Source organism: Thermosynechococcus sp. JY1331 (genome assembly GCF_031583475.1).
GTDB lineage: Bacteria > Cyanobacteriota > Cyanobacteriia > Thermosynechococcales > Thermosynechococcaceae > Thermosynechococcus.
Genome location: NZ_CP134180.1, coordinates 27603 through 46636, shown reverse-complemented (window position 1 = coordinate 46636; position 19034 = coordinate 27603). Strand labels below are relative to the sequence as shown.

The 19034-nt window shown below is 51.0% G+C and carries 19 protein-coding genes and 3 pseudogenes; 14 read left to right on the top strand and 8 right to left on the bottom strand.

The features are described 5' to 3' along the window. Positions 1–3: 3 nt before the first annotated feature. Complete coding sequence (locus tag RHJ31_RS00230; protein ID WP_302676925.1) at positions 4–219, bottom strand: helix-turn-helix domain-containing protein; 216 nt, start codon at positions 217–219, stop codon at positions 4–6. A gap of 164 nt (positions 220–383) precedes the next feature. Here RHJ31_RS00230 and RHJ31_RS00225 point away from each other — a divergent pair, with 164 nt between their 5' ends. The 4 genes and pseudogenes from RHJ31_RS00225 to RHJ31_RS13120 all read left to right on the top strand — a co-directional run. Then, complete coding sequence (locus RHJ31_RS00225) at positions 384–749, top strand: helix-turn-helix domain-containing protein (protein WP_302676924.1); 366 nt, start codon at positions 384–386, stop codon at positions 747–749. Positions 750–870: 121 nt separating this feature from the next. Further along, the gene (ispG, locus tag RHJ31_RS00220; protein WP_206200565.1) at positions 871–2079 is read left to right on the top strand and encodes a (E)-4-hydroxy-3-methylbut-2-enyl-diphosphate synthase; all 1209 of its coding nucleotides are present in this window, start codon (positions 871–873) and stop codon (positions 2077–2079) included. Between the two features lie 29 nt (positions 2080–2108). After that, complete coding sequence (locus RHJ31_RS00215) at positions 2109–2453, top strand: histidine triad nucleotide-binding protein (RefSeq protein ID WP_302676923.1); 345 nt, start codon at positions 2109–2111, stop codon at positions 2451–2453. Between the two features lie 68 nt (positions 2454–2521). Next, positions 2522–2668 (top strand): annotated as a pseudogene (locus tag RHJ31_RS13120) (ABC transporter ATP-binding protein); the annotation flags it as partial. Here the strand turns inward: RHJ31_RS13120 and RHJ31_RS00205 are convergent. Further along, a complete protein-coding gene (locus RHJ31_RS00205; RefSeq protein WP_302676922.1) occupies positions 2665–3996 on the bottom strand; it encodes a MotA/TolQ/ExbB proton channel family protein in 1332 nt (443 codons plus the stop codon). The pseudogene RHJ31_RS13120 and the gene RHJ31_RS00205 sit on opposite strands and share 4 nt — an antisense overlap. Positions 3997–4270: 274 nt before the next feature. Between RHJ31_RS00205 and RHJ31_RS00200 the strand changes: the two genes are divergently transcribed. Together RHJ31_RS00200 and RHJ31_RS00195 are read left to right on the top strand one after the other, a co-directional pair. Further along, complete coding sequence (locus RHJ31_RS00200) at positions 4271–7600, top strand: tubulin-like doman-containing protein (RefSeq protein WP_302676921.1); 3330 nt, start codon at positions 4271–4273, stop codon at positions 7598–7600. 76 nt (positions 7601–7676) lie between these two features. Next, positions 7677–8150, top strand: coding sequence for a type IV pilin-like G/H family protein (locus RHJ31_RS00195; protein WP_302676920.1), 474 nt, complete (start codon positions 7677–7679; stop codon positions 8148–8150). Here RHJ31_RS00195 and RHJ31_RS00190 read toward each other — a convergent pair. Next, positions 8124–8516, bottom strand: coding sequence for a helix-turn-helix transcriptional regulator (locus RHJ31_RS00190; RefSeq protein WP_302676919.1), 393 nt, complete (start codon positions 8514–8516; stop codon positions 8124–8126). The genes RHJ31_RS00195 and RHJ31_RS00190 overlap by 27 nt on opposite strands. 118 nt (positions 8517–8634) lie before the next feature. On the opposite strand from RHJ31_RS00190, the gene RHJ31_RS00185 reads away from it, so the two are divergent. Together RHJ31_RS00185 and RHJ31_RS13115 are read left to right on the top strand one after the other, a co-directional pair. Next, positions 8635–8802 carry a metallothionein gene (locus RHJ31_RS00185; RefSeq protein WP_149817054.1) on the top strand — a complete coding sequence of 56 codons (168 nt, stop codon included), beginning with the start codon at positions 8635–8637 and terminating at the stop codon, positions 8800–8802. A gap of 102 nt (positions 8803–8904) precedes the next feature. Next, positions 8905–8994, top strand: a pseudogene (locus RHJ31_RS13115) (permease); the annotation flags it as partial. A gap of 20 nt (positions 8995–9014) precedes the next feature. Here the strand turns inward: RHJ31_RS13115 and RHJ31_RS00180 are convergent. The 3 genes from RHJ31_RS00180 to RHJ31_RS00170 are packed head-to-tail and all read right to left on the bottom strand — an operon-like array spanning position 9015 to position 11141. Next, positions 9015–9995 (bottom strand): glycosyltransferase family A protein, encoded by a 981-nt coding sequence (locus RHJ31_RS00180; protein WP_302676918.1) that lies wholly within the window; start codon positions 9993–9995, stop codon positions 9015–9017. Then, positions 9950–10717, bottom strand: a complete 768-nt coding sequence (locus RHJ31_RS00175; RefSeq protein ID WP_302676917.1) for a glycosyltransferase — start codon at positions 10715–10717, stop codon at positions 9950–9952. Before RHJ31_RS00175 ends, RHJ31_RS00180 begins: the two co-directional genes overlap by 46 nt. A 4-nt stretch (positions 10718–10721) precedes the next feature. Continuing rightward, the gene (locus RHJ31_RS00170) at positions 10722–11141 is read right to left on the bottom strand and encodes a DUF4168 domain-containing protein (RefSeq protein ID WP_206200556.1); all 420 of its coding nucleotides are present in this window, start codon (positions 11139–11141) and stop codon (positions 10722–10724) included. Positions 11142–11455: 314 nt separating this feature from the next. Between RHJ31_RS00170 and psaC the strand changes: the two genes are divergently transcribed. Beyond that, a complete protein-coding gene (psaC, locus tag RHJ31_RS00165) occupies positions 11456–11701 on the top strand; it encodes a photosystem I iron-sulfur center protein PsaC (RefSeq protein WP_011056855.1) in 246 nt (81 codons plus the stop codon). A 105-nt stretch (positions 11702–11806) separates the two neighbouring features. Here the strand turns inward: psaC and RHJ31_RS00160 are convergent, their stop codons facing one another. Continuing rightward, positions 11807–12085 (bottom strand): hypothetical protein, encoded by a 279-nt coding sequence (locus tag RHJ31_RS00160; protein WP_149817044.1) that lies wholly within the window; start codon positions 12083–12085, stop codon positions 11807–11809. 235 nt (positions 12086–12320) lie between these two features. On the opposite strand from RHJ31_RS00160, the gene RHJ31_RS00155 reads away from it, so the two are divergent. The 5 genes and pseudogenes from RHJ31_RS00155 to RHJ31_RS00135 all read left to right on the top strand — a co-directional run bounded on the left by RHJ31_RS00155 (position 12321) and on the right by RHJ31_RS00135 (position 18278). Next, the gene (locus RHJ31_RS00155) at positions 12321–12773 is read left to right on the top strand and encodes a type IV pilin-like G/H family protein (protein ID WP_302676916.1); all 453 of its coding nucleotides are present in this window, start codon (positions 12321–12323) and stop codon (positions 12771–12773) included. Positions 12774–12879: 106 nt separating this feature from the next. Then, a pseudogene (locus RHJ31_RS00150) lies at positions 12880–12984 on the top strand (IS630 family transposase); the annotation flags it as partial. A gap of 170 nt (positions 12985–13154) precedes the next feature. Next, positions 13155–16535 (top strand): glycosyltransferase, encoded by a 3381-nt coding sequence (locus RHJ31_RS00145; protein ID WP_302676915.1) that lies wholly within the window; start codon positions 13155–13157, stop codon positions 16533–16535. A 198-nt stretch (positions 16536–16733) separates the two neighbouring features. Beyond that, entirely contained in the window at positions 16734–17030 is a 297-nt protein-coding gene (gene petF1, locus RHJ31_RS00140; protein WP_011056851.1) for a ferredoxin PetF1, read from the top strand. Positions 17031–17135: 105 nt separating this feature from the next. Next, on the top strand, positions 17136–18278 hold the full coding sequence (locus tag RHJ31_RS00135) for a GNAT family N-acetyltransferase (RefSeq protein WP_206200552.1): 1143 nt from the start codon (positions 17136–17138) through the stop codon (positions 18276–18278). Here RHJ31_RS00135 and RHJ31_RS00130 read toward each other — a convergent pair. Further along, on the bottom strand, positions 18275–19030 hold the full coding sequence (locus tag RHJ31_RS00130; protein ID WP_310445826.1) for a hypothetical protein: 756 nt from the start codon (positions 19028–19030) through the stop codon (positions 18275–18277). The two genes, RHJ31_RS00135 and RHJ31_RS00130, sit on opposite strands and share 4 nt — an antisense overlap. Positions 19031–19034: the final 4 nt, after the last annotated feature.

Below are 19034 nucleotides of genomic sequence, written 5' to 3'. Positions count from 1 at the left end.
AAATTAATCAGGAGGCGATTGATAACTATAGTAATCGGGGAAAACAACGTAAAGGGGCTTTTCAAGAATCGTTGCTATTTCCTTCTCAATCATTGCCGAGCGGGAGCGGCCACGAATCACTGCCGATACACAATGACGGGAAACCCCTAGCTTTTGGCCAATTTTAGCGCCATTCCAGCCCCGTTTCCGCAATTCTGCCTTAATGTCCTCAGGATGCATAGTGCTGTTATCAATCTGTGCCCAACAATTCAATGTTAATTGCGGGCAATAAGGTTGTCAAGCGACAACTTTTGACAAGGTAGTGGGGGTATTCATTGATGAGCTTGACATGTAAAGTTATTGAAAGACGCAGTGCCCTTTCCAAGGGTCTATTTAGGTTCCGCATGGTTAGTCCACTCTCTCGAAAACAACTCTCTAGGCTGCTACGCCAAAAACGGGGGATACGCAGTCAACGTGCCTTTGCCGCCGAGCTGGGAATCTCCTATACCTGCTTGCAAAAATGGGAAAATATGGCTTCATTTCCAAATACTGAAAATCTATTAAAGTTATGTCGTGTTTTTGGCTTTGAGGATTTAGAAAGTTTTATCGCCTACCTCGACCAAACGGATGTCACCAACCGCGAAGAAGAACAACTGGTGACTGAGATTCTTGGCAAATTGCGTCACTTACCTCCGGCGACAGCAGTTCGGGTGCTAGAAACAGCGTTAGGGTTGTTAAAGGCTGCTGCTAACAATGAAGGGGACGTTTGAGTATTTTTTAGGTTTCGAGAAAATTATAGCAAATCTCTTGGGAGGCGATCGCCTGCCGCAGCTTGCCGCTTCTATGGCATCCTGAAAGGGAGAAGTTGCGCAATTTGGCCACTCACATCCTATGCAAACGCTGCCGAGTCCTGTTCAAGCTACTCCGACAGAAACCGCCATTGTCCGTCGCAAAACCCGTCCCGTGCCCGTTGGCTCTGTCATCATTGGGGGCGGTCATCCTGTGGCGGTGCAATCGATGATCAATGAAGACACGCTAGATATTGAAGGCTCAGTAGCCGCCATTCGTCGTCTCCATGAAATTGGCTGTGAAATTGTGCGGGTGACAGTGCCTAGCCTTGCCCATGCTAAAGCCATGGAAGAGATTCGCGATCGCCTCTACCAAACCTACAAACCTGTGCCCTTGGTTGCCGATGTTCACCACAACGGCATGAAAATTGCCCTCGAAGTTGCCAAGTATGTGGACAATGTACGCATCAATCCGGGGCTATACGTCTTTGAGAAACCCAAGCCCGATCGCACTGAATACACCCAAGCCGAGTTTGAGGAAATTGGTGCCAAAATTCGCGAAACCCTTGAGCCACTGGTGATCTCGCTGCGGGATCAGGGCAAATCCATGCGCATTGGCGTCAATCACGGTTCTCTTGCTGAGCGGATGCTCTTTACGTATGGGGACACCCCAGAAGGCATGGTGGAATCGGCTCTAGAATTTATCCGCATCTGCGAGTCTTTGAATTTCTACAACCTTGAAATTTCCCTCAAGGCCTCACGGGTACCCGTGATGATTGCCGCCAACCGCCTTATGGTCAAGCGCATGGATGAACTGGGCATGGACTACCCCCTCCACTTGGGAGTCACTGAAGCCGGCGATGGCGAGTATGGCCGCATCAAATCCACTGCTGGCATTGCCACCCTCCTTGCCGAAGGTATTGGCGATACGATTCGTGTCTCCCTCACCGAAGCCCCCGAAAAAGAAATTCCCGTCTGCTACGGCATTTTGCAAGCCTTGGGTCTGCGGCGCACCATGGTGGAGTATGTGGCCTGTCCCTCCTGTGGCCGTACCCTCTTTAACCTTGAGGAAGTCCTGCACAAAGTCCGCGAAGCCACCAAACACCTCACGGGTCTGAATATTGCTGTCATGGGCTGCATTGTCAATGGGCCAGGGGAAATGGCCGACGCCGACTATGGCTATGTGGGCAAACAACCCGGCTATATCTCGCTCTATCGCGGTCGTGAGGAAGTGAAAAAGGTGCCGGAATCTGAAGGGGTGGCTGCCCTTGTGGAATTAATCAAAGCCGATGGCCGCTGGGTGGATCCCTAAACCATTAGACCTCTGTGAGGAGTGAAACCATGACCACGGAAACCATTTTTAGCCGCATCATTCGCCGCGAGATCCCAGCGGATATTGTCCATGAGGATGACCTTTGCTTGGCCTTTCGTGATATCAACCCCCAAGCCCCCGTGCATATTCTGGTCATCCCCAAAAAGCCGATTCCCCAACTGAGCTTGGCAGAACCGGAAGATCACCGTGTGCTGGGGCACCTGCTGCTGACGGCCAAACGCATTGCTGAGGCAGAGGGTTTAAACAATGGCTATCGGATTGTCATTAACAATGGCCCCGATGGCGGTCAAACCGTCTATCATCTGCACCTGCACCTGTTGGGCGGGCGAGCCATGCAATGGCCACCGGGTTAAGGAGATTTTGAACTCTTTCCTGTGCTGAAGAAAATGCTCTACCCCATGGGTGCAGATCTCAGCCAAGAGGCATTTCGGTCCTCCTAGTGGAGCAGCACCTCCACGTTGTGCGGGGGGCAGACTGGTGCTATGCGATACAAAAGGGGGGCATTGTGGCCTCTGACCCCACCGGTGATCTCAGCCAAGACGGGATTCAGCGGTTCCTCGCAGTCTAGGGATTGCCCCCCTCCAAGGAACTGGGCTGCTCCACCAGCGTCACCCGTCGAGGTTGCGCCAGTTGCCGTAGTACCGGTTGCAAATTCCCCAGCGTGTGGTTGAGGCTATCGAGCAGCAGTTGCAGATTACCCGTATCGGCGAGGGCTTGCAGGGCTTGGTTGAGGGTTTCTAACAGTTGTAACCGCTGTTGCAGGGTGCGATCGCTCTCGGCCAAGAGTTGAGCAATGTACTGACTTTGTTGCCGCAGTTCTTGGGCAATGGCGGTCTGTTCCTGATTGACGTGCGCCAGTAGTTCCCCTTGGCTGTGCTGAATCTGGGTCACGAGGCGCTCAAACTGCTCAATGGACTGTTGCTGGCGCTCCTCCAGTGTGGCCACAAATTGCTGCCGATCCCTGACCACGGCACGGGCCAGTTGATTTAAATTGTCCAAGAGTTGTTGCAGCCGTTCCTCCGTGGGCAGCTCCGTGCGAATCGTTTCCTGAATCATGTCTTGGAGGGTGTCGCGATCCACCCCTGCGGACGTATTCGTAACGGGGAGGCGGGGCAGCAGTTGATCGTTAATGTAGGTGTCAATTTGCAGCAGCAGCTTATTCTCCCAGCGTTCAACGATCACCATCGGAATCATCACCAGCACACTCAGCACCAAGGCCACGAGGGTCGTATCAAAGGCCACTGCTAGCCCCGTCGTCACACCGCCAATCCCCTCCTTGATTTGGTTCACGTCCTGAGCCGTCTCCAAAAAGCTGGAAAAGCCACTGACCGCTTGGCTAATCCCAACCACGGTGCCAATAAAGCCCAGCAGGGGAATCGCCCAGACGAGAACACGGGGAATCGTATAGGAGGCATCAGTGGCGGCTGCGGCACTGCCACTCTCTTCTGCGGCGGCTTCAACGGCAATCTCTCGCTGGCCACTACTGAGAAACGCGCCTAAAACACGGGCACAGCGATTGGGCAGCAGCGTCCGCCGTTGGGCAAGGGTTTGCTGCAGTTGCAAAATATCCCGCATTGAGGTGAAGGGGTAGTTGGCGGGAATCCAGATTTGCCGCAGGCTGGGTGCTTGTTGAACGAGGGCGATCGCCTTCAAAATCGTAAACACCAAAACTGTCCACGCAAAAAAGACAGCCACGGGTTGCGTCCAGCCACGATTGAGGAGCAGTTGGCCAAGGTAGGTGCCCTGAAGGGGCAAAAAGAAAATGTAAAGGATCACCGTAGCAACGGCAGCGATCGCCAGCGCTAACCACAGCGGCACAGTCAGATCCCGGCGGGGTACCGCCACCGGTGTTAGGGAAGGGGCAGTTGTTGTCGAAACCGGAGAAGAAGCTGTCATGACGATACTCAGGGCGCAAACATCTTTCAATCTATCGTGAAGGCGCCTCAAATTTTGGCAACTGCGGCTGCTCCCTGCTGCCGATCAGGGAATGAACCAGCCCCGAAATCCACAGGGTACTGCCGTGAGAGGATTCGTACCAGTTCCCAGTCAATGAGTCTCCTACTACCACGGTTCTCTGCTCTCCTGAGGGATGGTATTCATGGACAGGCCACTCCAGACTTGGTAGACATCCTTGCTAGGATGGGGATGACTGGTCACGGAGACGGGAATCATGCCTGCACAGGTGGAGGAAAAGTCCATTGTTCCGACAGTAATTGTTGGCGTGGGAGGTACAGGCATTGAGGTGCTATCGCGGGTGCGGCGACTGGTGGAAGAAACCTACGGCAGTCTGAAACAGTTTCCCGTGATTAGCTTCCTCGCCATTGACACCGATCGCGACTACAAAGTGACCAATCCCCTCGCCGCCGGCTCTCCCCTCAAGGACAACGAAAAGCACTGGGCCAGTGTCAGTGGCAAAAATGTGCAGCAAATTATTCAAAACCTCGACAACTACCCGTGGATTGCCTCTTGGTTTCCCAAGGAACTGGAGCGCAACATTACCGCCCTAGAGGCTGGGGCAGGTCAAATCCGTGCCTGTGGTCGGTTTGCCTTCTTTTGCAACTACCATGCGATTCAACAAAAGTTCCAAGCGGCCAGCGATCGCGTTAAAGGCCACGAAAGTTATATGCAAAGCCGCTATGGGGTCAAGGTCAACAACAGCAGCTTAAATGTCTTTATTACGGGCTCCCTCTCTGGGGGCACCGGTAGCGGTATGCTCATTGACTTGGGCTATTGTGTGCGCCACTGGCTCAAGGGGCAGTCGAGTCCCCTCGTCACGGGAATTGTGCCCATGCCCAATGCCTTTGCGGCCATTAGTGTCGGCGATCGCGTGCTGGCCAATGGCTATGCCGCCCTCATGGAACTCAGTTACTTTGCCGACTACCGCACCGAGTACGTGGCGCAATTTAGTAGCAGCCTCAGCGATGAAGTGCGCTACAATTGTCCTCCCTTTGACTTTACCTACCTCGTGGGCACCAAAAATGGCGAGAATGAATTCAAGCTCGATGAGATCCGCGAGATGATTGCCCAAAATATCTTTTTGGATCTCACTTCTGACTTTGCGCCCCACAAACGCTCGATTCGCGACAACATTAAGGCGGCTTGGGCCTCTCAGGATGCCGGGGGGCGGGGCTATCCCAAGAGCTTTATGGCCTTTGGCCTCTCCAGTGTCGAAATTCCCATTGCCCAAATTCGCGCCTCCTTGACCTATCGCCTTTGCCAAGACTTTATTCACTGGTGGCTGAACGAATCGGTGCAATTGCCACCCCAGCTTTTAGAGGTGACCCAGAGTCTCCTGAAACCCATGAACTTGCTGGATGTGGATTTGGTACTGGCCTTAGCAGCAGCGGGCGATCGCCCCTACATGCAGGAAATTTCCCGCTGGGTTAACGATCTACGCAATCAAATTAGCCGTGAAAACCGCCTTGAATGTACCCAACAGGGGGTAGGGGGCATGATTGGTGCCGAAAGAGGCAAAATTTTGCAATTTGTGCCTTGGCTGGGTGAACAGGTGGACAATTACCGTGCTGCCCACCTGCGCGAACTTAGCCCCGATGAGCGTCTCCACGGTGACTTTTTGCAGCGCATGTACGACAACCGCAATCAAATTATCCAGCAGGCTCGCCAAAGTCTTGAGGAGGAGTTCTACCGCATTGTTGAAGATCGCAATCGGGGGCTGAAGTTTGCCAATGCCTTTCTGCAGCAAATTCGCCAAATTTTTATGAGCCAAGCAGAAAAGTACGACCGCGAAATTCAGCATACTTGGCAACCCAATATCACCAATCGTCAGCGACAATACGAAAATGCCCTGCAGGACATCCAGCACTTTAGCACTCTCTTTGGCATCTCCAAGCAAGCCAAAATGGAGGAATTTTGCCAGCAGGCCCTAGAGGGGATTGAGGGCAGTTTCAATGCCATCATTCAAGCCAAAGCCCGCATTCTGGCCAAAGAGGTGATGGGCAAACTGGAGGAATGGCTGCAAGGGATGGAGGCACGTCTTGCCAAGCTCAACCAGCGGCTCCTCAATTTACGGGATGGTTTCAAGGCGATGGCCGATAGTCAAGCGGATAGTGCCGATGCCCTGCGAATCAATGGGGTGAAGCTCTACGATCGCCAAGAACTCAATGGCCTCTATCAAGACTTGGTGGAACGCTATGCGGGTGCCAATACCGGGGTGCAGTCCACATTTGCCATTGGCCTGAACCAACTCTGTACCACAACGGCAGCAACGGTGTTGCAGGAGGCCAGTCCCCTCTGGAAGGAAACCCGCGCCGCCAATGAAGTGATGCGCCTATTGGATTTGGCACAACTAGCGGATGTCCAAGAAAGTGACCTGCGGGAGATTATCCAAGAAACCGTACGGCGCACCGTGCAAAATGCCCCAGAAGAGAGCCGCCTTGTGCGGGATCTCACCGCCTGCGATCGCCTGTTGCAGGTTTATCGCAACGATGAAGGGGAAATCCTCAGTGTCCTGCGCATGGCCTATCAGAAATCAAAGCCACTGCTATTGCTCTCCCAAGCGGTCATGAGTGGTCGTGATGCTGGCTTTACTCCTTCAGTGAATACCAATATCGCCATTGTCGGCGGTGAAAATACTACCGATTTGGCTGCCAAAAAACTGATTCCGCTGCTCAAGAACCTCGTCAAACCGAATGGCCAGAGCATTACCAGTGATGACATTAAGCCCTTGGGCGATCGCGAACGCCACCGCATTGTCTTTGTCCAAGAGATGGGGGGCTTTTCCCTACGCTGTATTGAGGGCATGCCCGAACTGCGGCAGTCCTACCAAGATTGGCGAGGCCAAATGATTACCGCCAAACGCGCCCGCCTGCGGGGAGAAAACCGCGATTTGCCCATCCCCGTACATCTGCAAAAGGATCCCCCCTTCTGGGATGTCTTTCCAGAAAACCCCCAAATTCTAAAACTGGTGGTGATTGCTCGCGCCCTTGATGTCCTCAAACAAGCAGAAAACCGCGCCACCCGCGAAGCCACCATCCGCTACACCCGCCATACCGCCGTTGGTCTTGAAGATGTGGACATTGCCGCCAACTGGGAGGAAGTAACCCAAGTCCTAGAGGTGTTGGCCTGCCGTCCCGACTTAGAGGAAATTCAGCGCCAAGTGACCGTTATTCTCAAAGCAGCCGAAACCCCAGAACAAAAGCAAGTCCTCTATGAGCATCTACTGAACTACTTGAAGCGACGCGAGGAAGAACTCCACAAAGCTGGAGGACGCGACAGCCTTGAATATAAGCGAGAAGCCGCCATTCTCCAAGAGGTGATCCAAACCTATCAATTGGCTCAAGGCACACCAGCCCCTAGCCCCACACCAACGTCCCCTGCTCCTGAACCACCTCCATCCCAACCCGAACCAACACCTGAAACCAGTGCTTCGGCGAGTTCCTCTGGCTTAGAGCAACTGCAACAACTGATGGCCATGTACCAGCAGGGGCTACTCTCAGAAGCGGAGTTCCAAGCGGCCAAGAAAAAACTACTGGGGCTATAGGGGAGCTGCCTGTAATTTTACGGAGATCTGTGGGAACACTTGAGAGTGAAGACGAGTCTAACCTGAGAGCCGCCCTATGTCTCCTTACCGTCTTAATTTGCCTTGGTTCTACCGATCGCTCATCCTCTCGAAAGGCCTTACCCTCATTGAACTGCTCGTCGTCGTCATCATTATTGCGATTTTGGCCGCGATCGCCCTCCCCTCCATGTTAAATCAAGCCACCAAAGCCCGCGAATCCCAAGCCAAAACAAACGTTGGTGCGGTCAACCGTGCGCAACAGGCCTACCGTTTGGCCAATCCCACATTCACCACTGACATCGCAAGTTTACAAATCGGCTTTAGTGATACGCCCGACTATGATTACGAGATCACCGATGCGGATAGTAAGTATGCTGAATTCCAAGCCACCCCTGAGCGTTCAGAATTGAAAGCGTTTACGGGCTGCACCTACGCCACCTACACAACACTAACCACAACCCAAATTTTAGAAGCTGCCCCCGCTGGTTCAGGACTTGCCTCACCCTCATCTTGCCCCGTTCCCACTCCCTGAAGTGTCTGATGCGTCTTCATCTAAGTGTTCTGCGACCGCCTCATAAAGAGTGAGGACGTGGTGATCTAGCAATTGATAAAAGATATGCCGCCCTTGGCGACGAAACTTGACCAGTCGCATGGCCTTAAGCATCCGCAATTGGTGGGAGACGGCAGACTCGCTCATTTCCAGTGCCACGGCAATATCGCCAACACAAAACTCCCCTTGGGCGAGCAAGGCTACAATCCGCAGTCGGTTGGCATCGGCTAGCAGGCCAAAAAATTGCGCCATCCGTTGGGCTTTTTCCGTAGAGAGCAGGCGATCGCTCGCTCGTGCCAAAGCCTCTGGATGATGAGGATGAGAAGGAGCAAAAATTTTAGTATTCATACTTCCATCATAGGCGTTGATCAGGTGCTAACTAATTGACGTTTGAACAACTGTTCAGATATATTAAAGGAGAGGTGAAGCATACCTCCCTTGTGTCACCCATTTGGAGAAAAAAGCCATGACAACCGTTACCCAAATGAAATGCGCCTGCCCCCACTGTCTCTGCATTGTCTCCCTCAGCGAGGCCATCATGGTTGAAGGCAAACCCTACTGCTCCGAAGCCTGTGCCAACGGCACCTGCAAAGAAAGCGGTGGCTGTGGCCACGCTGGCTGTGGCTGTAGCTAAGGCTCGCAATTTTTAGCTGAATGGGCGGGGAACTCCGCCCTTTGCCACCTTAGAACCTGAAAAAGTTAGAGTTTATTTAGAGGGAAAACGCAAATTAAGCAGCATATTTTAGCAGCAAGTTTAGGAGCAGTAACACCATTTTGTTCTTGTTCTGCCGTGCCTTTATTTATCGGTTTTGTTAAAGCTGGGTTGCTTATTTATTTAATGCTATCTCAGCCTAACAGATCCTTAGCCTGCTGTCGCTGTTGTCGATGGCGTCTATGCTTAAGGAACCCAAGGAAACTTCTGGGGCACAAATAAAGGACAACAAGGATTAGGAGCAACTCATAGCACCCACTGCGCCATGCGAGGCGAAGAAGAGTTTTCGTATCCAATGTCTCTGCATTAATTTTGGTGTTTATCAATGTGGCTATGGCAATTCGGCGAAAACAGGCCTTAATCCCTCGGCGGTGGTGGTAAGGAGTTTGCTGAGAGTGTAACAACTCTACTAAAAAGGGTAATGAAGCAGGGAGTGCAGCTTGAGGAAGTTTACTGCAGCGATTCTCTGCATCTTGGTTATAGATAACAGTAACTATTGCTGCATGAGCCACAGGGTATTGGTACCCCAAGTGCCACCAAGCGATGTAGTCCTCATTTAGTTTGACACCCACAGGGAAGCCCCCAACAGAAAGTAGCGCCTCCTTGCAAACACAAGCAGTTGAGGAATTAACAATGCTTAGTCCTTGGGCATGGGCTTCAAAGAACCGCTCCACCATGCCTCGCCAGCCATATGGCAACCCGCTTGGTGGCAAATAGTAGTTCCCATGTTGCCGAATTAAACAAAATGTACTCCACAAAGCGGCTTGCGGAAACTCCGTGATTAATGTTTGAAGAGTACTCAAGTGCTCGGGCAACCACTCATCATCAGCATCCAAAAATGCGACGTAGGGATAACTGGCTTCCTGTAATCCGCGATTACGGGCGGCGCTCACCCCTTGATTTGGCTGTTGAATCAAACGCACACCCTGATCCAAAAAGCCGCGAACAATTTCAGCTCCAGCATCAGTTGACCCATCATCAACCACAAGAATCTCAGCTGCTGGGCTGGTTTGCTGCAAAACGCTCCTCAGCGTATGAGCAATATGCCTAGCTTTGTTATACAAAGGAATTACAACAGAAATTTTGATCTCTGTTGTTGAATGCGGGGCCAACATCTGATAATCCGATAAAAGAGTAGCAAGGTTTGGACAAGGACGGAGTGTCCTAAACGAACTTGAACCCGATACAGCTCAACAATCAATCCCAAAAGATCGCTACCACTGGTTCCATGGGGATGGAAACGCCCAGCAATAAAATCTCTCCTAGCAACCCTTGCGCCTGCACGAATTGCTTGCATAACAAAAAGCTGATCCGCTAGGAGAGGAAAATGGCGGGAGTATTGACCAACCCTTTGATGTAGTGTGCGTCGAATTGCCAAGCCAACAGCATGACCAGTTACGTGAGCATGCATTCCCCTCCGCCATTCCCATGCTGGCTGCCAAACAGACGCTATGTCACGCTCTCCTATGTAATAATTAGCAGTAACAAAATCCGCCCCTGTTTCCTCGCAAGCGATCTTGTATTGGGCAACTGCCTCAGGAAAGAGCTCGTCATCTGCACCCATCACCAGATAATAGTCTCCTGAGGCTAGGCGAATAGCACGGTTGAGGGCATCATAGATCCCAAAGTCGGGTCGCGAGTCGACAACGACTGCCTTGAGTTTAGCTGTTGCTGCTTCTATTAGCTCTAAAGTGCGATCTGTAGAGCCGCCATCGGCAACGACCCACTCAAAGTCTGGATCGGTTTGAGCAATCAACGACGCAATCAACCGTGGCAGGTGTTCCTCAGCATTATAGGTCGCAGTAATAATACTTAGAGTTGGTTGAGTGGGTTTCATGGGTTCAAGGTCGCTGCAATCGCACCATCTCGGCCTGAATACGCTGACTCAAGGCGCTGTCCTGCTGTGCTCGCAGTGTAATCGCATTGAATTGCTCTAAAGACATATTATATTTCCTCAGCACCTGCATTGCCTCACGCACATAGTTAGCACAGATGGTCTCCAAGCCACTGGGGATATTTTGGGGATTCATGCCAAAGCAAGAGTTGCGGGGCACTTGACCTTGGAAAGCCACCTGAGCTTGACGATAGTATTTTTGACGAATGGGTTCAATTTCCAGAACCACGCGGGCATAGTTCATGATCTCCCACGGAGCGATCGCATCTGTGCGCGGGGAAGTTTGAGCCAAGGAATGAGGTGAAGGCACAGGCACCAGCAGTAGGCCTGCACTACACACAGCAAGGGGCAACCACTTCCAAGACATTGACCACCACACACAACGCATCCGACTACACTGTACTTGGAATCCCTAGAACCCTTTCAAGTTCCGCAACCCAAGCAAGCGCCACGGATTAAATGACTAAGATTGACCCCACAGTAGGTAAATTTACCAGACTTTACAAAAAAGTTACATTCTTTGAAGTTTGCTCATCCACCCCGCCGCGCAACCAACCACTGCGGTATCCTAAATCTCGGTATTTATCTCCAGACTGCCCTTATTGTCGTAGCTTAGGGGCTTCCTGAGTTGGCGGCAGGGCATCCACCTGTCATCCTGATCGTTTTAGGAGCGGTTACCACATGGCTCACACTGTCAAAATCTACGATACCTGCATTGGCTGCACCCAGTGTGTGCGGGCCTGCCCCACCGATGTGCTGGAAATGGTGCCTTGGGATGGTTGCAAAGCGGGTCAAATTGCCTCCTCCCCTCGCACAGAAGATTGCGTTGGCTGCAAACGCTGCGAAACGGCCTGTCCGACGGACTTTTTGAGTATTCGCGTCTATTTGGGTGCCGAAACCACCCGCAGCATGGGTCTAGCCTACTAGTCCCCCATTTTGTGAAATCTTCGTCGAATTCTTGATTGGGCTTGAGGCAATATCCCTACGTCTCAAGTCTTTTATTTGTTTTAGCGGCCGTACTCTACCTACCGCTCAAGGCTGATCCTCGTTGCTGAGGCGGTTTTGCAGGTCATCCACCGCTTCATTAATTTGGGCAATTTTGGCCTCTAGCTCTAGGCGCATCGACTCCATTAAGTTGTCATCACTGCCGTTGAGAGGAGTGGCTTTATCCCCCCGCAGTCGCCTAGATTCACCCGTAGCTGCTTGCCGCAGTCTGTCCTTGACTAAAAGCGTGACAAGGGAACCCGCAATGCCCCCAAAAAGGGCACCTGCAAGAAATCCCCAGCCAAAGCCATTGCCACGGTTATTCATAAAGAGACTGATCAGGCTTGATAACTATAGACTAGCCTACTGCACATGAGGCGAAGATACCACGCGAGCCAGCTACCGCAAATTTAGCAGATTGGGAATGACGCCTACCGAGGGCACTCCAGTAGTAGCGAGGAAAAAATCGGAAACTTTTTAGCAGGGGTGTTAATTTTGCCGCAGGGGGTGGGTATGTTATGCCTAGAGGCGAATATGTCTTGACTTAAGGAGTCTCAAAAATATGAAAACCGAACTGAAAGCAAAATTCCTCCAGCACCTGCTGGCCAAGAAAAAAGCCAACGAAGGCTTCACCCTCATTGAGCTGCTGGTGGTGGTGATCATCATCGGTATCTTGGCCGCCATTGCCCTGCCCTCCATGCTCAACCAGGCGGCTAAAGCTCGTCTCTCTAGCGCCAAGAACACGATCGGTGCCATCAACCGTGCCCAACAGGCCTATCGTTTGGAAAACACAAATTTTGCACCTGATGTCACAACCCTGAAGTTGGGTGTCTCCGTCCCTGATGGATACCAGGAGCCTGGAATTACGACTAGTGCTGGGGCACATGCTATCGCCAAAACAACCTCTATTGACAACCAAGGGACAGGGGTCACAGGTTGTGTGACGGTGGCCGACGGTATCACGACCTCTACAATTGTGACAGGCGCCAATAATAATGCTCCTAACTGCTCTTAGGTCAATGCAGTAGGACTGCCTAAGTTTTTTGCAGAGTTTTACTGATCAAACCTGAAGTGCCAAGAATTCTGTATTCTTGGCCTTTTATTTGTATCTAGATTTTATTTTGAATGTGATTGAGCATGACTTTAGTGCGCTGAAGCAAGCGCGGATGTATACGGGGTCAAACTGTTCTATGGATGAGATGATTCGCGAGTATTGTGCTGGATAATGTCTCATTCTTGATTGGAATAGCTATATTAGTCTTAAGTTAAGTTTTAAGTCAAAGTTGGCTTTACTCAGTCAAACCAAATTAGAGCTAAAACGAGGTATTCTTGGCTTTTTTTACCAAAAACTATTACCTTAAGAGAAAATTAGTCTGGTCAGTTACCCTCTGCTCCTATGCGCATTCTCTTTATTGATCGGATTGGTTGGCAGTACACACTCAACACACCCTATGAAGCTCCCTTAGGGGGATCACAGTCGGCGTTGTGTTATCTGGCGGAGCAATTGCAACAGCGAGGGCACGAGGTCTGGCTCTTCAATAACACGCGGCATATTGAATGTATTCGGCAGGTTCCCCATCTGCCCCTAGCTTGGCTGACGCTGCCATTCCTTGAGCAACTGCAACCTGATGTGGCCATTATTTTGAATAGTACCGCTGCGGCTGACCAGCTTCGTTTAGTGTTGCCACCCCAGACTCCCCTATTACTATGGACACAACACGCTGCCGGTCAACCTGACGTTGAATCTTTGCAATCCCCTGAACATCAGGAGGTTTATCAACGAATTATCTTAATTAGTCAATGGCAGCAAGAGCAATATATTGAAGTATTCAAGATTCCTGTTGAGAAAACCGCTGTCCTGCGTAATGCCATTGCCCCTTGTTTTGAAAACCTTTTTGATCCTACAGAATCTATCCTTAAGGCAAAGGCGCAACCCTTGACGCTGGCCTATACGAGTACCCCCTTTCGCGGTTTGAATCTACTTCTTGATCTCATGCCTTCGCTGCAGGCGAGCCATCCCGCAGTACGCCTCAATGTTTATTCCAGCATGAAGGTCTATCAAGCCAGCGAGGCTGAGGATCAGCAGCGGTATGGGAACCTTTACCAACGCTGCCATGACTTGGCCAATGTCAATTATATTGGCTCACTCCCCCAACCAGAACTAGCTCAAGCCCTCAAATCCACTGCCATTTGGGCCTATACGAATACCTTTGCTGAAACCTCCTGCATTGCCGCAATGGAGGCTATGGCCAGTGGTTGCTACGTCATTACTAGTGAACTGGGGGCACTCCCTGAAACAACAGCGGGCTTTGCTGACCTCATCCCTCTTCCCCACGAGGACTATCTAGCTGCCTATGGCTGCGTGCTTGATCAGGTGATTCAAAGGTTTAAAGACCCTCCAGCCCATGCCGCCCTCGATGCCCATCTCCGTGCTCAAGTGGACTACATCAATCGCCACTGCACATGGTCAGTTCGTGCCCGCGAATGGGAAGCATTTCTAGAACAGGTGTTGACAGAGTCTGTGGTAATGCTGGGCAACTGGCAGCAGCGACTTCGCTATTATCTTGAACAGGGACGATATGAGGATGTACTCGCTGCCTGCGAGACATTGAGCGAGCAGTTTCCTGCAGAGCACTACTGGGTTGCCTATCAAGGCGCCACGTACATTTTTCAGGGCAAGGAGACAGAGGCACAGCTGCTGTGGTCAGTGTATCTCAGTGACTTTACTGAAGAAGAGCAAGCAGAAATTACCGCAACATGGGCACCGATCCTATTGGAACTTGCAAATTTACCTCGCAACACCTTAGAATTGCAATTTGCTCTCACAAGCTACGCCTACGAATTTACCCCTAACCTCAAGATAGGGTTGAAATTAATTAACCTCTCACTTGAATTAAGATTCGGCACAGAAGAAATTACTCACTTGTTACATCAACTCACTGATTTATTGCCACCAAATAAAGGCTTAGAGGAAATTAACCCTGATGATGTTGTTAATACAGTGCAGCACTTATTGGGTGACAACAGTGAGCTAGAGGGGTTGCCTGAGTTTATCAAAGCGCTAGGCCAATATCCATCACTGCAACCTGCGCTTGAGAAGGCAGTGTTTGAAATGCTCAATAATCATCCTGCTAACCTAGCTCCTTCCCTAGCTGAGGTTTATCTAAAAATTGCTGAGGAAAAATGGGGATTGTACGAGTTTCTTTCTCGTATTTGTGCTAAGAGCAAGTTACATGAGTTGGCACTTTATTGTGCAAATAAGCTCTTTGATTATCCACTGACACTTTTGGGGGAGGATGTCAGCCCCACTTCTAAACTGCACGTGCTACAAACGTTTAAGTATGATCTCAATTATTCTGAAGAAGTTGCAAATCTGTGGAAGAGATGGCTTGAGAACGCTGATCGCTGTAATCAATTTCTTGCAGAGAATATCAGCAGTCAACAAATTGACTTTGGCAGCATCTTTTATGCTATCTCTTCTTACTTTCATCTGACACATCAATTTGATGAACCTTCTAAAATTAAACCAATCTATAACAGGCGTAATAAAGTCTTTTATGAAAATGCTCAGTACTTTCTACCCGTCAATAATTACTATGCTAATCATCAACGATCTTTACATTCTTCTATAGAGAGTTCATCTACTGAGAAAATTAAAGTTGGATTTATTGGCACTTGTTTTCACGAGCATCCTGCGGGTCATCAGGTTCGTGCCTTTATTCGGTTGTACGATCGCCAGCAGTTTGAATTTTATGGCTATAATCCATGGTTTCGTACCAGTAAGGAAGACCAACTTTCTCGCTGGTTTCAAGCTAGTTTCGATTACTTTCGCAGTTGTGACACAAAAGTCAATGAGATTGCTCAGCAGATTTATGACGATAAAATTGATCTTCTCATTGACTTAGATAGCTGCACCAGTGACCTTACCTATCAAGTTCTCACCCTCAAGCCAGCACCTGTACAAGCGACATGGGTGGGCTTTGATGCCATTGGCTTGCCAACAGTAGATTACTTTATTGTTGACCCGTATATTCTTCCCGAGGGAGCGCAGGCATGGTACACAGAAACCCTGTGGCGCCTGCCGGATTGTTATCTCTCCCTTGATGGCTATGAAGTGGCCAACAAAACTGGGATTCGCGATCAATTGGGGCTGAGTGCCGATACGGTGATCTTTCTGTGTGCCCAGCGAGCCAGTAAAATTCAACCCGAAATGCTCAAGCTGCTATTTGCCATTGTTGAAGCGGTGCCAAATGCTGTACTCATTGTCAAGTACCACGCTAGTAGCTCGATTTTTGAGGAGTGGTGCCGCAGTGTGGCGGAAGCTGCGGGATTTGATTTAAGCAAACTCTATTTCTTGACATCAAATCTGCCAGAGATCCACCGTGCCAATCTCTATGATGTGGATGTGGTGCTGGATACCTATCCCTATGCTGGGGGAGCAATGAGTCTTGAAGCCCTCTGGTTGGAGGTGCCAATTGTTACAAAGGTAGGCCAGCAGTTTGTGGCACGCCATACCTATACTTTCCTGAAAAATGTTGGCGTTGAGGAGGGGATTGCCTTCAATGATGAGGAGTATGTGAATTGGGGAATTCGTTTCGGGACGGAGCCAGCGCTGCGGCAGCAGGTCAGCTGGAAACTGCGCCAAGCTAAACGCTATGCCCCCCTGTGGAATCCCCAACGCTTTAGCCGTGAGATGGAGCAAGCCCTAACGGCCATGGTGAATCGGTATCGGACAGGGGAGTTGGTTGTGCCCCCGCGCCATCGAGTTGGAGAATAGAGCCAGTCATCGAGTTTGCTTAATTTTCTCCATAGGGTTCAATGTCTATAAGTATTTCAGATACCTTGGGAGCCTCAAATTACGAAAACGATACAAAGAGGGACTTGAATCCAACCATCAAGGCTGAGGTTTTCCCCTAGTATCTAAATTGGAGCGTGATGGCTCCCTGCCTTTTCCATACATGAGAGGACAAGATTCATGGCAACCTACAAAGTAACGCTTGTGCGTCCTGATGGAAGCGAAACAACCATTGATGTGCCTGAAGATGAGTACATTCTGGATGTGGCTGAGGAGCAAGGCCTAGACCTGCCCTTCTCCTGCCGTGCTGGTGCTTGCTCGACCTGTGCCGGCAAGCTGCTGGAAGGGGAAGTGGATCAGTCGGATCAGTCCTTCTTGGATGATGATCAAATTGAAAAGGGCTTTGTGCTCACCTGTGTCGCCTATCCCCGCTCTGATTGCAAAATCCTCACTAACCAAGAGGAAGAACTTTACTAAGGCGATTTTGCACAATTTATGTTGTTGGGGCGGTTGTCGTGGGGCAGCGCCCCTTTATTTTGGTGACGGAGTCCTTAAGATGGAAGTAGTGATTGGTGCCGGCTGATGGTTTCCGACTTGCCCTCCACTGGTGATTTGATTATCCGTCCCTTGGCCTATCGGGATGTGGAGGTGGTGGAACAGCGGCTGTGCCATGAAGGGGTACATGATCAACCCTTTGGTCTGCCGTCCTTGGCGGGTGGCCTGATGACCTCACCGCTGCATCTATTGCAGTGGCTAACGGGGATGAGCAAGCTGCGGATTTATGTCGCGGAGCGGGACAACCAAGTGTTAGGCGTTGTGCAGGTGGCTCCCTTTAATGAAAGTCGCACCACATGGCAGGTGCAGCAATTGGCCGCCCAAGAGTTTACGGAGGTGGGGACACAACTCCTGCGCCACTGTTTTAGTACCCTTGTGGAAGCCCGTACTTGGATGGTTGAAATCAATATTGACCACCGTGAAGCACTAGACCTCTACCGCCAAAATGGCTTTCAACCCTTGGCGCATCTCACCTACTGGCAAATTTCAGCGGATCAGTTGGCAGAACTGGCACAGGGCACGCCTTGCTTGCCTAATTTGCTGAAGGTCACGAATGCTGATGCACGGTTGCTGCATGAGTTGGATACGATGTCGATGCCGGCACTGGTGCGCCAAGTCTTTAATCGCCACTATCGGGACTTTCAAACGAGTCTTTTGGATTGGCTACACCACGGTTTGGCCAGTTGGTCGCAACAGGTACAAGTGCATCGTGCTTATGTGTTTGAACCACAGCGGAAGGTGGCGATCGCCTCCTATACACTCCATACCAGCCAAGATGGACACACGCCCCACTGGCTAGACTTAACAGTACATCCTGCCTATACAAATCTGTATCCAGGGGTACTGACCCACATTGCTCGCTTGGTGCAGGCCTATCCGCCCGTACCTCTACTGCTGTCTTCGACGGATTACCAAGGGGAGCGAGAAGCCTACCTTGAAAGCTGGGCGGAACCGGTTCGCCGCAGTTTAATGATGTCGCGCTCGGTGTGGCACAAGGTGCGGGAAGTGCGATCGCCCCTGCCGGAAGGCTTGACCTTATCAGAAGTGCTGCAAGGCCTGCAAACCCATCGCCGTCCTCAACCCGGTCAGATTCATACCAAAGAGGGAGCACAGGCCTACTACCGCGAGCACTCACCCGAAAACACATCGCCCCCAGAAGCCCAATCTTAATCTTGGGAGAGGGAAATTTCCGAGGTTTCAGTGTAGCCTTGGAGAGCTTGTAAAAGGCGTTGGATTGCGGTTTCATTGTCGAGGGGTAACCCTTCAGGTTCAGCAACAGCCGTGTGCTGGGTGAGCTGCGGTAGAGTTTCGAGGGGTTGACCGTAGGTATTGCCCTTGGTGGCCAGCGGTGTGCTTCGGGGCAGCGGGTTGAGGAAGCTAATTTGCTCAGGCAAGTAGAAGATGGGTTGCAGGTACTCTAGGGGAAAGGTGCCATAGCCTTGGGCATCCGCTGGATGGTGTTGCCAGTAGTCAAGAAGGGTCTGGCGATCGCAAAAACCCAGCATCTGTGCCTGACGGCGATCGCGATCCAAACCAACAGCAACCGCCAAATCGGCGTTGATCACCCCCAAAAATGTCGGGCAATGAATCCGCAGAGACTCTCCCGCCTCGACAGGATAGATAGATAACTGCACCCCTTCCAAGTTGAGATCCGCAATGTCCACAAGGTCAAGAACCTCTGGCCGCTCACACCAAGTGGTACTCAAGGTCAGATCATCGGGCAGATCGTCCAGATCATCCTGCTTACTGGGAACACCCTCATTTTCCCACCAGTCTATGAACGAGTAGAGGGCAACCAAATAGGGCAGAACCTGCCGTTGCCGACTGGGACGACATCCCTGCAGCACCCCATGGGCGGCATCCAATATCAGGGAACGAATGGGAACAGTCGGTGCCAAAAAGGAAGTCATAGCCGTCGTCATCCAA